Source organism: Sphingorhabdus sp. (assembly GCF_044357595.1).
In the GTDB taxonomy this organism is placed as follows: Bacteria; Pseudomonadota; Alphaproteobacteria; order Sphingomonadales; family Sphingomonadaceae; genus Sphingorhabdus_B.
Window position 1 is genome coordinate 1 of record NZ_JBIKPH010000072.1, and the last position, 12,447, is coordinate 12,447.

General features: G+C 52.9%; 12 protein-coding genes and 1 pseudogene. 6 read left to right on the top strand and 7 right to left on the bottom strand.

Going from position 1 to position 12,447, the window contains the following annotated elements:
- Together trkD and leuA are read left to right on the top strand one after the other, a co-directional pair.
- A pseudogene (gene trkD, locus ACIQ2T_RS08310) lies at nt 1–333 on the top strand (potassium transporter Kup); the annotation flags it as partial.
- 482 nt (nt 334–815) lie between these two features.
- A complete protein-coding gene (gene leuA / locus ACIQ2T_RS08315; RefSeq protein ID WP_397590406.1) occupies nt 816–2,486 on the top strand; it encodes a 2-isopropylmalate synthase in 1,671 nt (556 codons plus the stop codon).
- Here the strand turns inward: leuA and ACIQ2T_RS08320 are convergent.
- Nucleotides 2,375–3,097 (bottom strand): EAL domain-containing protein, encoded by a 723-nt coding sequence (locus ACIQ2T_RS08320; RefSeq protein WP_397590407.1) that lies wholly within the window; start codon nt 3,095–3,097, stop codon nt 2,375–2,377. The genes leuA and ACIQ2T_RS08320 overlap by 112 nt on opposite strands.
- Before the next feature lie 369 nt (nt 3,098–3,466).
- Here ACIQ2T_RS08320 and ACIQ2T_RS08325 point away from each other — a divergent pair, with 369 nt between their 5' ends.
- On the top strand, nt 3,467–4,438 hold the full coding sequence (locus ACIQ2T_RS08325) for a nitronate monooxygenase family protein (RefSeq protein ID WP_306062513.1): 972 nt from the start codon (nt 3,467–3,469) through the stop codon (nt 4,436–4,438).
- Between the two features lie 128 nt (nt 4,439–4,566).
- Here the strand turns inward: ACIQ2T_RS08325 and ACIQ2T_RS08330 are convergent, their stop codons facing one another.
- The 5 genes from ACIQ2T_RS08330 to miaA form a co-directional block, all read right to left on the bottom strand.
- The gene (locus tag ACIQ2T_RS08330; RefSeq protein ID WP_397590408.1) at nt 4,567–5,193 is read right to left on the bottom strand and encodes a YceI family protein; all 627 of its coding nucleotides are present in this window, start codon (nt 5,191–5,193) and stop codon (nt 4,567–4,569) included.
- A 78-nt stretch (nt 5,194–5,271) separates the two neighbouring features.
- On the bottom strand, nt 5,272–6,291 hold the full coding sequence (ilvC, locus tag ACIQ2T_RS08335) for a ketol-acid reductoisomerase (RefSeq protein WP_300034821.1): 1,020 nt from the start codon (nt 6,289–6,291) through the stop codon (nt 5,272–5,274).
- Nucleotides 6,292–6,318: 27 nt separating this feature from the next.
- Complete coding sequence (gene ilvN, locus ACIQ2T_RS08340; protein WP_306062515.1) at nt 6,319–6,834, bottom strand: acetolactate synthase small subunit; 516 nt, start codon at nt 6,832–6,834, stop codon at nt 6,319–6,321.
- A complete protein-coding gene (locus ACIQ2T_RS08345) occupies nt 6,834–8,576 on the bottom strand; it encodes an acetolactate synthase 3 large subunit (RefSeq protein ID WP_397590409.1) in 1,743 nt (580 codons plus the stop codon). Before ACIQ2T_RS08345 ends, ilvN begins: the two co-directional genes overlap by 1 nt.
- Nucleotides 8,577–8,677: 101 nt before the next feature.
- Complete coding sequence (gene miaA, locus ACIQ2T_RS08350; RefSeq protein ID WP_397590410.1) at nt 8,678–9,604, bottom strand: tRNA (adenosine(37)-N6)-dimethylallyltransferase MiaA; 927 nt, start codon at nt 9,602–9,604, stop codon at nt 8,678–8,680.
- Here miaA and serB point away from each other — a divergent pair.
- Together serB and ACIQ2T_RS08360 are read left to right on the top strand one after the other, a co-directional pair.
- Nucleotides 9,597–10,487 carry a phosphoserine phosphatase SerB gene (gene serB / locus ACIQ2T_RS08355; protein WP_397590411.1) on the top strand — a complete coding sequence of 297 codons (891 nt, stop codon included), beginning with the start codon at nt 9,597–9,599 and terminating at the stop codon, nt 10,485–10,487. The two genes, miaA and serB, sit on opposite strands and share 8 nt — an antisense overlap.
- A 72-nt stretch (nt 10,488–10,559) precedes the next feature.
- Nucleotides 10,560–11,099 carry a superoxide dismutase family protein gene (locus tag ACIQ2T_RS08360; RefSeq protein WP_397590412.1) on the top strand — a complete coding sequence of 180 codons (540 nt, stop codon included), beginning with the start codon at nt 10,560–10,562 and terminating at the stop codon, nt 11,097–11,099.
- 2 nt (nt 11,100–11,101) lie between these two features.
- Here ACIQ2T_RS08360 and ACIQ2T_RS08365 read toward each other — a convergent pair whose 3' ends face one another.
- Nucleotides 11,102–11,677, bottom strand: a complete 576-nt coding sequence (locus ACIQ2T_RS08365; protein ID WP_397590413.1) for a murein L,D-transpeptidase catalytic domain family protein — start codon at nt 11,675–11,677, stop codon at nt 11,102–11,104.
- Nucleotides 11,678–11,935: 258 nt separating this feature from the next.
- Between ACIQ2T_RS08365 and ACIQ2T_RS08370 the strand changes: the two genes are divergently transcribed.
- Nucleotides 11,936–12,447: L,D-transpeptidase family protein (locus ACIQ2T_RS08370; protein ID WP_397590414.1), on the top strand; the 512-nt coding region annotated here is incomplete at its 3' end.

Below are 12,447 nucleotides of genomic sequence, written 5' to 3' on the forward strand. Positions count from 1 at the left end.
GAAGATGTACCCTTTGTTCGTTCGGGCGAGCGCATCGTCTGTAAAGATTTGGGTGAAGGCTTTTACCGCGTGAAAATGCGCTTTGGCTTTCTGGAAGAAACAAACGTTCCGGCGACGCTTGACTTGGTCGATTTGTGCGGACCTAAATTTGATATGATGAACACCAGTTTCTTCTTGTCGCGCCAAACGCTGATTGCGTCCAAAATCCCTGGCATGGCGATTTGGCGGGAAAAGGTGTTTGCATGGATGCTGCGGAATGCCGCTAATGCGATGGAGTTTTTCAAACTACCCAGCAACCGCGTCGTGGAATTGGGAAGCCAGGTTGAAATCTAGCAAACGTCACTGCGAAGCAAGCTGGATATATACAAATCCGCTTTAACCTTTTTGCTTGCCAGATTAAGAACAAAAACAGAACATTGTTAGGAGTGCTTAATGTCAGTCATGTCATTTCTGATCACGCAGAGCTGCGCTGCGGACGGGTCTCTATGGATCACAGTTGCGGATTTCGCTCAATCAGCGTGATCCCTTGAACACGGCTGTCAATTTTGACCACATCGATAGCGCCTGTGACGCAATTTGGATGGCAAAAAAATGATTTAGATGGATTTTAAGACTAGACGAATGTTGCGGAAAATGGGTATCGAATATGCATAATGATCGCGCCAAACGCCCAATCGCTTCTACTTCGACTTACGCGCCCTTAGGCGCGCCTGTTTTTGTCGGTACCGTTCGGCAAACCCGCCTAAGGGCTTTTTAAAAACTTACCATCTCTTAAAGCCCACGATTGGGGCATATCAGCGAAGTTGCCATTTATCATGATGCTATCCGACCCATCTCGAAAATACCGACCTTTTCCGCAAGTAGACTTGCCGAGCCGCCAATGGCCGAGCCGAACCATCGATAAAGCACCGCGCTGGCTTTCGACAGATCTGCGTGACGGAAACCAGGCGCTTATCGATCCGATGGGCGCCGAGAAGAAGAAGCGCTTTTTTGATCTTCTGCTTAAAGTGGGCGTGAAGGAAATCGAGGTCGGTTTCCCAAGCTCGGGTGCTACTGATTTCGACTTTATCCGTGGTTTGGTCGACAGCGGCCGAATCCCGGCTGATGTTACGATCCAGAGCCTAACGCAGTCACGGCGCGATCTGATCGAAAAAACCTTTGCGAGCATGGCAGGCGCGCCGCGTGCGATCGTCCATCTTTATAACGCTGTAAGCCCCGCATGGCGTGATATCGTTTTTAACCTTGATAAGGCCGGCGTTAAGGCGATTGCCGTTGAAGGCGCCAGCATCCTTAAAGAGCAAGCGGCAAAATATCCTGAAACTGACTGGCATTTTGAATATAGCCCCGAGACGTTCTCGACGGCGGAACTCGAATTCAGCCTTGAGGTATGTGAAGCGGTGATGGAGGTGCTAGAGCCGACTTCGGCAAAGCCCGTTATCCTCAACCTGCCAGCAACGATTGAGGCAGCGATGCCCAACGTATATGCCGACCAAATTGAATGGATGTGCGACAACATTAGCGTGCGCGAGCATGTCGTTATCAGCCTGCACCCGCATAATGACCGTGGCAGCGGAATTGCCGCTGCGGAACTCGGCTTGCTCGCCGGCGGTGACCGAATCGAAGGCTGCCTGTTCGGCAATGGCGAGCGCACAGGAAATGTCGATTTGGTTACTTTAGCGTTAAATATGTATACGCAAGGACTGAACCCGGATCTCGATTTTAGCGACATCGATGAGGTCATCCAGACCGTCGAATATTGCAACCAACTGCCCGTGCACCCGCGCCATCCTTACGCGGGGGAGCTTGTGTTCACCGCCTTTTCAGGGTCGCATCAGGACGCCATAAAGAAAGGCTTCGCAGCACAGGAACGTCAGAATGATGAAATCTGGCGGGTGCCCTATTTGCCAATCGATCCAGCTGATCTTGGACGCAGCTACGAGGCGGTTATTCGCGTGAACTCGCAAAGCGGTAAGGGCGGTGTGGCGTGGGTTATCGAGCAAGACCAAGGCTTGAAATTGCCCAAGCGCATGCAAGCGAATTTCTCGAGCACTGTTCAAGAGCTCTCCGACCAGACGGGTCGTGAGTTGACGGGTAGCGATATTTGGGACGCGTTTGAAAAGCGCTATCACCTGAAAGGGGATGGCCGTTTCCGGTTGATCGACTTCCACGAAAGCCAAAGCCAGCGGCAAAGAGAGGAACGGATCTTTGCCGGCACTATCCGGATTGATGGCGTTGAACAAAGCGTCAGTGGACGCGGCAATGGATTGATTTCAAGCCTGGCCAATGCACTTGAAGACGCGCTTGGCGGGCCACTGAACATCATCGACTATAGCGAGCACGCCATCGGCCATGGCACAGATGCCCGTGCTGCAGCTTATGTCGAATGCCGGATTGGGGATGGACCAGTATTGTTTGGCGTCGGGATAAGCCAGGATGTGGCCACAGCCTCCGTCAGAGCGATTTTAAGCGCTGCTAACGGGGCGTAGGTTACTTGGGCGCCTCCAAGGGTCATGTGTGGGCGGTGAGGGCTTTCTGAGAGCGGCGGACAGGTATCAGCCAATATATTGGCCTCGGTTTGCGGCCTGCCAAATAGCCAGCCCTGTCCAAACTGGCAACCGAACGAATCTAACTCAGTTTGCTGGAATTCGTTTTCAACGCCTTCCACAATAACTTTAATGCCGAGTGAATCGGCAATATTCTTCATTGCCAGCACAAATGACCAATCAGCGCTTTTATACGGGTGCTTTTTGATGAACGACTGATCTATTTTGATGGTATCGAATGGCATCGTTTGTAAATAAGAATGCGACGAATAACCTGTGCCGAAATCATCAATGCTGACTTTGATACCCATGGCATTAAGTTGCCTAATCGTTCGGGAAGCGTGGCTTGTGTTGGTGGCGGCCGTGCTTTCTGTGAGTTCAAGGCGGATCCATTTGGGGTTGGCCCCAGTTTCGAGAAGAATATCACGCACCAGCGTTACAAAATGAAGCTGCTGAAATTGCTGCAGCGCCACATTTACGCTGATGTACAGGTCGGCATTTTGGGAATTGCTAGCGTGGAAACGCACTGCGGAGCGTGCTGCTTCGCGCAGCACCCATGTTTGCGCTCAATGCGCTGGCATTTCTGATTGAGTTCCTCGGAATCCTGAAATTCGTGCATGTCAGGATCCATGCCCAAGCCCCGATTTTGCTATCACAAACGTTTCAAATATATTGAAAATTGTAGGGATCATTTGCCCACCCTTGTAGATTCAATGAGTTCTATTTGACCATTTACGGCAGGGCACCGGAAACATTTAGGGCACATGGTCCGATAGGTCGAACATTTGCAAATATGAGGCAAAATTTACTGTGCTGGGCCAACTGCCCTTACGGAAAGGCGTGCACGAAATCAGCCATTTGACAGCCGCTATGCGCTGTGGCTAACCGTCTTTTAATTAGGAATTTAAAAAGGGATTCGACGCATGGCACTTCCGGCAATTTTTGATAATCTTCGGCTTCCTGTTATCGGCTCTCCGCTGTTCATCGTGTCGGGGCCAGAGCTAGTTATTGCGCAGTGCAAGGCCGGCGTTGTCGGATCGTTCCCTGCGCTTAACGCCCGCCCAGCTAGTCAGCTTGATGAATGGCTACATCAGATTACTGAGGAACTTGCTGCGCATAACCGCGACAATCCAGATCGTCCGGCAGCGCCATATGCGGTCAACCAAATCGTACATAAATCGAATAACCGCCTGCAAGAAGACATCGCAACCTGCGCGAAATGGCAGGTGCCGCTTACGATCACGTCACTGGGTGCTCAGGTGGAATTGAATGATGCAGTCCATTCGTGGGGCGGCATCGTCCTGCATGATGTGATCAACGACCGTTTCGCTCATAAGGCGATTGAAAAGGGTGCGGACGGACTCATTCCGGTGGCGGCTGGTGCCGGAGGCCATGCGGGCGTGACCTCCCCATTTGCGTTGATGCGCGAAATTCGCGAGTGGTTTGATGGTCCTGTGGCTCTGTCAGGCTCAATCGCGCACGGTGCATCTGTACTCGCGGCGCAGGCCATGGGTGCTGACTTCGGCTATATCGGCAGCGCGTTCATCGCGACCAAAGAAGCCAATGCAGTCGACGGTTACAAGGAAAACATCGTTGAAGCGAAGGCGGCAGACATTGTTTACTCTGACCTCTTCACTGGGGTCAGCGGTAATTATCTACGCCAATCGATTGAGCGGGCAGGGATGGACCCCAATAATTTGCCCAAGGGCGATATTTCAACGATGGATTTTGGCTCGGGCGGTAACAGCGAAGCAAAGGCATGGAAGGATATTTGGGGTTCGGGTCAAGGCATTGGCGCAGTCAAAGCTGTCAAAACTGTTGCCGAATTTGTTGACCAGCTTGAGGCAGAGTATCGCGCAGCGAAGGCCAGCCTTGATGCGCGTTATTTGGGGTAATCCAAGGGCGTCACGCGCCATTTAGCGATATATTATATTTTATCGCGCAAAGCCGTAAAGGCGGAAAGAAGCTGAGAAGTTTTCTTATTTTCTCGTCTTCGTGCCTTTGCGTGAGATTATTTTACGGCTTAGCTGGCCTTTTCAAACGCTACGCTGATGTCTAATGTGACGTCATCCGAAATCATTGGAACGGCATAGCCGATGCCAAACTCGCTGCGCTTCATGACGGACGTTGCGTGAAAGCCGACAGTGGCTTTCCGATTAAACGGGTTGTTGCCAGCACCAGAAAATTTGGTGTCCAGCATCACTGGCTTGGTGACGCCGTTCAGTGTCAGATTACCGGTTATTTTGGCGGTTGTGCCATTGGCGACGACGCTCGTTGATACGAACTTCGCATCGGTTGGGGCAGGGCCAAAAAAGTCGGCTTTGCCACCGTCCTTGCCAGCGCGCAGCAGATGGCCCGTTAGACCTGCGCTTGCGGTGGTAACCTTACTAACTGGAATAGTGATGTCGACCTTAGCTTCGTTCAGCTTGGCTGGATCAAGTATCAGAGTTCCTGTGACGTCACCGAAAATGCCGAAATAGTCGTTAAAGCCAAAATGGCTTACCCGCCAACCGATCAGCGTATGGCTGGGGTCTGTGTTGTAGGTTCCAGCGGTAACGCGGGCAACGTCCATCGTTCCGGGCTGCGGGGCGCTTTGCGCGATCAAAGGCACTGCAAATAAGAGGGGGAGGGCACATAAAAGCTTACGCATGGGTCTGCTCCAGACATGAAAAAAGGGAGGCATCAATGTCGATGCCTCCCCTAAAACTGTCAAGTCGGGAAAAAGGGTTCAGTTCTTCGCCTGATCCACCAACTTGTTTTTTGCTATCCATGGCATCATTGCGCGCAATTGTGCGCCGGTTGCTTCAATGGGGTGCGCCGCCGCTGCCTTGCGGGCTGCCTTTAATTCTGGCTGGCCTGCGCGGTTATCTAGTACGAAATTCTTCACGAAACGGCCTGACTGGATGTCAGCGAGCACGCGCTTCATTTCGGCTTTGGTTTCGTCGGTGATGATCCGGGGACCAGTCGTGATGTCACCATATTCTGCGGTGTTCGAGATCGAATAGCGCATGTTGGCGATGCCGCCTTCATACAGCAGGTCGACGATCAGCTTAGTCTCATGCAAACATTCGAAATACGCCATTTCCGGAGCATAGCCTGCCTCGGTCAGTGTTTCGAAGCCAGCTTGGATGAGGTGGGTGATACCACCACACAACACGGCCTGTTCGCCGAAAAGGTCGGTTTCGCACTCTTCGCGAAAATTTGTTTCGATGATGCCGCTGCGACCGCCGCCAACACCGCTTGCATATGCAAGTGCAATGTCATGGGCGTTGCCGCTTGAATCTTGCGCGACTGCGATCAGGCACGGCACTCCGCCACCCTTTTGATACTCGCTGCGTACGGTGTGGCCGGGGCCTTTTGGCGCAATCATGATCACGTCAATGTCAGTACGCGGCTCAATTAGGCCGAAATGAATGTTCAGGCCATGGGCGAAAGCGAGCGCCGCGCCAGGCTTCATATTTGCGTGCAGATCATCCGCATAAATGGCGGCTTGATGCTCATCAGGTGCCAGCACCATGAGGATATCTGCCCACGCCGCAGCATCGGCATTCGCCAATACCTTGAAACCGGCAGCTTCCGCCTTTTTGGCGGTGGCTGAACCTGCACGCAGTGCGATAGCAACGTCTGCTACGCCACTGTCGCGCAAGTTTTGCGCATGGGCGTGGCCTTGGCTACCATAGCCTACAATTGCGACCTTTTTGTCTTTGATAAGGCCCAAGTCGCAATCTGCGTCATAATATACTTTCATTCGTTTGTCCCTTTTTCGATGAATGTCTTAACTCGCGTCGGCCCCGCGCATGAGGCCGACAATTCCGGTCCGGCCTACTTCGACAAGACCGACTTCGCGCATGAGCGCTACAAAAGTGTCGATCTTTTCCGGTCCGCCGGTAATTTCAAAAATGAAGCTATTGATGGTCGCATCGATAACACGTGCGCGGTAAATATCGGCAAGGCGCATGGCCTCAACTCGTTGGTCGCCAACGCTGCTGACTTTGACCAACGCGAGTTCGCGCTCAACATGTGGCCCCGCTTCGGTCAAATCGGTAACCTTGTGTACCGGAATGAGCCGTTCGCATTGCGCGATAATCTGGTCAATCACCGGCGGTGGGCCTTTGGTCACAATTGTGATCCGACTAGTGGTATGGTCTTCGCTGATATCGGCCACTGTGAGACTGTCGATATTGTAACCACGCGACGTAAACATGCCTGCGATACGCGCGAGCGTGCCAGATTCGTTGTCAACGGTCAGCGTCAGTACATGCCGCTCTGTGAGTTCCTGCTTAATATGCATTATACGAGCGCCTTTGCTTCGTCGTCCATGGTACCCGATACCTGATCCGCGCTTAGGATCATATCGGTGTGCGCAGCGCCTGACGGAATCATCGGGAAACAGTTTGAAGTTTTGTGCACGCGGCAGTCGAACATCACCGGTCCATCATAGGCAAGCATTTCGGCGATGGCGTCATCCAGCTTTGCCGGGTCATCGCAACGAATGCCTTTCCAGCCATAAGCTTCGGCGAGCGCCACGAAATCAGGTAGGCTGTCGGAATAACTCTCGGAATAGCGGCTTTCATACGTCAGCTCTTGCCACTGGCGGACCATTCCCATCCATTCATTGTTCAGAATGAAGACCTTCACAGGCAAGCGGTACTGGGTCGCCGTCGCCATTTCCTGAATGTTCATCTGGATCGATGCTTCACCGGCAATATCTATCACCAGTGCGTCCGGATCGCCCATTTGGGCGCCGATGGCGGCGGGTAGACCATAGCCCATGGTGCCAAGTCCACCGCTTGTCAGCCACTTATTTGGTGCGTCAAAATGGAAATGCTGCGCAGCCCACATTTGATGCTGACCAACCTCGGTCGTGATGATCGGTGCCTTGTCCTTCGTTGCTTCAAACAGGCGCTCAATCGCGTATTGCGGCATGATTTCCTGCATGCTGCCAGGGTAGCTTAGGCAGTCGACTGCTCTCCAGCCTGCTATCCGTGACCACCACTGATCAAGAGGCTGCTTTTTATATTTGCGGCCTTTCCATACATCAATCATCTGACGCATAGCCGTGCCAACGTCTGCGACAATAGGCAGGTCGACGCGGACCGTCTTGTTCATTGAACTTCGGTCGACATCGACGTGGATTTTGATACTGTCGGGCGAGAAGGCATCTAAGCGGCCAGTAACGCGGTCGTCAAAGCGTGCGCCGAGGCAGACCATGACGTCGCATTGGTTCATCGCCATGTTGGCCTCGTAAGTGCCGTGCATACCCAGCATGCCAAGCCATGCCTCACCCGAAGCAGGATAAGCGCCAAGCCCCATCAGCGTCGATGTGACGGGCGCTCCGGTTAGTTCGGCCAGTTCACGCAGCGCTTCACTTGCTGCAGGGCCGGAATTGATGATGCCGCCGCCTGTGTACAATATCGGCGCTTTTGCGTTGGCTATCAACTCCACCGCGCGGTTGATTTCGGTGTAGTCGGCCTCACCAGCAAAAGTGAAGCGTGTTCGAGCCGGGCGCTTTACGTCGGTTGCGGCGGTTGCAACCTGAACATTCTTTGGAATGTCAATGACGACTGGTCCAGGACGTCCTTTTGTAGCGATCGTAAAAGCCTCGCGCACAACGGTGGCAAGCTCGGCGGGGTCTTTCACAAGATAGTTATGCTTTGAACAGTGACGCGTTATGCCAATTGTATCGGCTTCTTGAAACGCATCTGTGCCGATTAGGTTCGTCGCAACCTGACCTGTTAGGACGATAAGCGGGATGGAATCCATAAACGCATCGGCAATGCCCGTCACGGCATTGGTCGCGCCGGGACCGGAGGTGACCAGAACAACACCTGGTTTTCCAGTGGAGCGCGCATAGCCCTCGGCTGCGTGTGCGGCGCCAGCCTCATGCCTGACAAGAATGTGCCGAATTTTTGTTTGCTGAAACAACGCATCGTAAATGGGCAGCACTGCGCCGCCGGGGTAACCGAAAACGGTGTCCACGCCCTGTTCTATCAGGGTGTCGATTAATATTTCTGCACCGGATTTTTCGGGCACTGGTCAATCCTTATGTATAACGCTGCCTGCCTATGCTGCACTGCAATAGGGCAAGCAAGAGCGGGCTAGCTAGTGATTAGAAAATGGCTTGTCAAATACATTCATTGAAATATTGTTTCAAAATTACCAGCATTTGAGTCATTTATCTCTAATTCTATACGCGGCCAGGCTATTGGCGCTTGGTTTCGAAACCATGTAAACTGCCGCTTGGCATATTGCCGCGTCGCAATTTTGCCACGCGCAAGGGCTTCGTCGTGGTGCAAGGTGCCATTGAGATACGCTGAAATCTCGGATACGCCGATTGCGCGCATGACCGGAGCATCATGCGGAAGATTGCGGGCAAGCAATGCCGCAACCTCGGCCACCGCGCCACGCTCAATCATTATCTCAAAACGCACATCGCAGCGCTTGTAAAGCCAGTCACGCGGCGGAAGGAGAAGCAATGGGCGCAGTGTGATGCTATCGCCTATTCCCCCGGTCTTGGCCTTGCGCCACTCGGAGATGCTGCGTCCGGTGCTCTGCACGACCTCAAGCGCGCGCGTGATGCGGCTAATGTCGGTTGGAGCCAAGCTTGCCGCAACGGGCGCATCATGATGTTGAAGCGCAGCATACGCTTGTTCGACTGGCATGGCGCGTATCTCTGTACGCAATTCCAGGGTGACTTCTGGAATGGGGGCGATGCCGTCAAGTAAGGTTCGGATATACAGCCCGCTGCCGCCAACCAATATCGGCGTTTTGCCTGTCGCATGGGCGTGCGCGATGACGCCCCTGGCATCTGCTGCCCAGCGTGCAGCCGAGCAAGGTGTGACGCCGTCAAGATAACCAAATAAGTGATGCGGCACGCTGCATTGCTCTTCAGCCGTTGGTTGCGCGCTCAAGATCGGCAAGTCGGAATAAATTTGCGCACTATCGGCGTTGATAATTATGAAATTACCCGATTTGGCCAAATGCAGCGCTAATGCCGTCTTGCCGCTCGCCGTTGGACCCGCAATAAGCGCGACCTTATTCTGAGGATTCGAAATGTTCATTTGTACCCTAATAGCAGCAGATACATTAGAAGGCGGAATAATTTCCGAGGTCAATGATCGTTTGGCTGCCGTTGGCTGCGTGCCCGGCGCTGTCCGCTGGCTGTCGGACGGGAAGGCCGTCGACATAGTGTTTGACGGCGGTATCGGCAGCGCCCGTGCGGCCTTGCGCGTATTGGAAGACCGCTGTGACATAGTCGTCCAGAGCGAGCATAACCGACGCAAAATGCTTTTGGTGTCGGATATGGACAGCACCATGATTACGGTCGAATGCATCGATGAACTTGCAGGCTTCGCGGGCATTAAGCCGCAGATTGCTGCGATTACCGAGCGCGCTATGGCGGGAGAGCTTGATTTTGCTGAGGCATTGAAAGCGCGGGTCGCCTTACTGGCGGGGCTGGACGAGAATATGATCGCGCAATGCCTGCGTGAACGCGTTCGGCCTATGCCTGGCGCCGAAATTCTTGTGCGAACGATGACGGGTTGGGGCGCGCATGCTGTTTTGGTTTCCGGTGGCTTTACCAGCTTTACAGGGCCAGTCGCGGAGTTGCTTGGTTTTACCGAGGTGCATGCCAATGTGCTTGAAATTAAGGACGGGTGCCTCACCGGGGGGCTAAAGGGTAATATCGTCGATGCTGCCGTTAAAAAGGCAGTCTTGCATTCGGCCGCAGTCAGTCAAGGAATACCCCTAGAGGCTTCGATTGCGGTGGGTGATGGTGCGAATGATTTGCCAATGATTGCCGCCGCTGTGGCGGGCGATGGACTTGGCATAGGATATCATCCTCGGCCGCAGCTCGCGAAAGCCGCGAATTTTTCGGTACGGCACAATGATCTGACAGCATTGCTATTTGCGCAAGGGGTTGCGCCCAATGAATGGCTGCGCTGATCCCCTGAAACAAATTGAGTGTGACTTAGTTCATGTTATGATTAGGCCTAAATTCAATAACCGGAGTTCCTCATGCGCAATTATCTGCCGATCTTCATCATTCCTGTTCTTGCCAGTTGCACGACCATGCAACCTGCAAAATCGGTTGAGGTCTCGGAAGTTATAACGGCCGATCTTGCGCGTGCCGACGGCAGCTGGGCAGGCGTGGCCACGATTTCGCAACGCAGCGACGGCGTCTTCCTAAGCCTGACTGCAGATGCACCAGCGGCTGGGACGTATGGCATGCACCTTCATGCGGTAGGAAAATGCGAAGCGCCTGATTTCACAAGCGCTGGCCCGCATTGGAACCCCAATATGAAGCAGCATGGGCGTGATAACCCGATGGGCGCGCATGATGGTGATCTGCCAAATGTTGAAGCTGCTGCCGATCGCAAGGTCACGCTTGAGTATAAACTTGCAGATTTCATGCTTTCAGGACCCTCTGGTTTATTGGACGCAGATGGTGGGGCGTTAGTTATTCATGAAAAAGCCGATGATTATAAAACCGACCCAAGCGGCAATAGCGGCAAGCGCATACTCTGCGGAGTGTTTAAATCTGGTAACCGGGGCTGACGCTACACCTTGTCGGCGTATAAAAGGCAACCGGCCGGCACACGCGCCAAGACGGCATTAATATCTTCTTTGGCAAAAGCAAAGCACCCCTGACTACGCCCGATTTTGCCTTGGTCTTGGATAAGCGACTGGTTCACATACCATGCCGGATGAATCACAATTGCGCGCGCCTCCGCCTGGTCATTTTCGTGGTCCAGCCCAACTAAACGACGGGACTCACCATGCTGGCCAATATAGGTGTCGCCGACAAGGTAGCTGCCAGCAGAAGTTGCTTCTGAGCCATTTACGTTCGAAAAATTTTGCACCCAACCGCTGTGATTTGGGTCCGAACCTTTACCATGGGCGACCAGATAGGGTGTCGATTGGCCATTGCGGAGATCAACCACATAAAAGCGCGGATCGCGCGAGGGTTTTGAAAAGTCGGCAATCGCCAAAAGATCGTGGTTTCGAATATGCGAGGCATGCGTTGCCAATGCCGCCTTTGCCTTTTCAAGCAACAGCGGCGAGGGGCCTGCGATAACATGACCGGTGCCAGGTACGAATAGTATATCTGCAGCCCTGGACGGAACAGCGAGCAAACTTGCTCCCATTATTGCGGAATGAATAAATTGCCTGCGCCCATTTTCCATTCCAAACAGATAGGGCACAAAAATTTACATAAAAAGGGCGGCAGTGGCATTTGGACGCAAAACAAGGACAGTTAACCGCATTGCGACACGTGAAGTATTTCGTCCACAGCGGCGATTTTGGCATCGAATGTTTAAATGGGTTTTGCTACTGGTGTATTCAGTGCCGCTGCTTGAGTTGCAAATATTTGATGGTCCAGGGGTGGTTTCATGAAGTTTGGCGCGGACATTCGCTCATTACCCAGTATTTTTGCGCTTGCCTTAGCTCTTTTAGCGCCCGCAGTTGTTTTAGCGACGCAACAGGCGGTTCAGGTAGAGCCTTCGCGAACCCAACTAGAGCAAAACAAAGACATGGTTGCTGCCAGTCCGCTTATGCCGGTTCCAGCCACGCAAACATCACCGCCAGAACAAACGTCATCCACGCCCTCTCCATCCAAGCTCGCTCCAACAAAGCCAACGCCAAAGCCGCGAAAGAAGGGGGCAGTGGATGCTCTGAAACCCGGACAGTTTGTTTGGGTAACGCAAGCTGTTTACGAGGGGCCGATGAAAATTGTCATTGTCCTTGATATTCAACGCATTTATGTTTTCCAGAACAACAAGTTAATTGGTTTCAGTACCATTTCTTCGGGCAAGAAGGGCAAGGAAACGCCGACCGGTTTTTTCAATATACTGCAGAAAAACGTCGATCATAAATCTAATCTCTACAGCGATGCACCAATGCC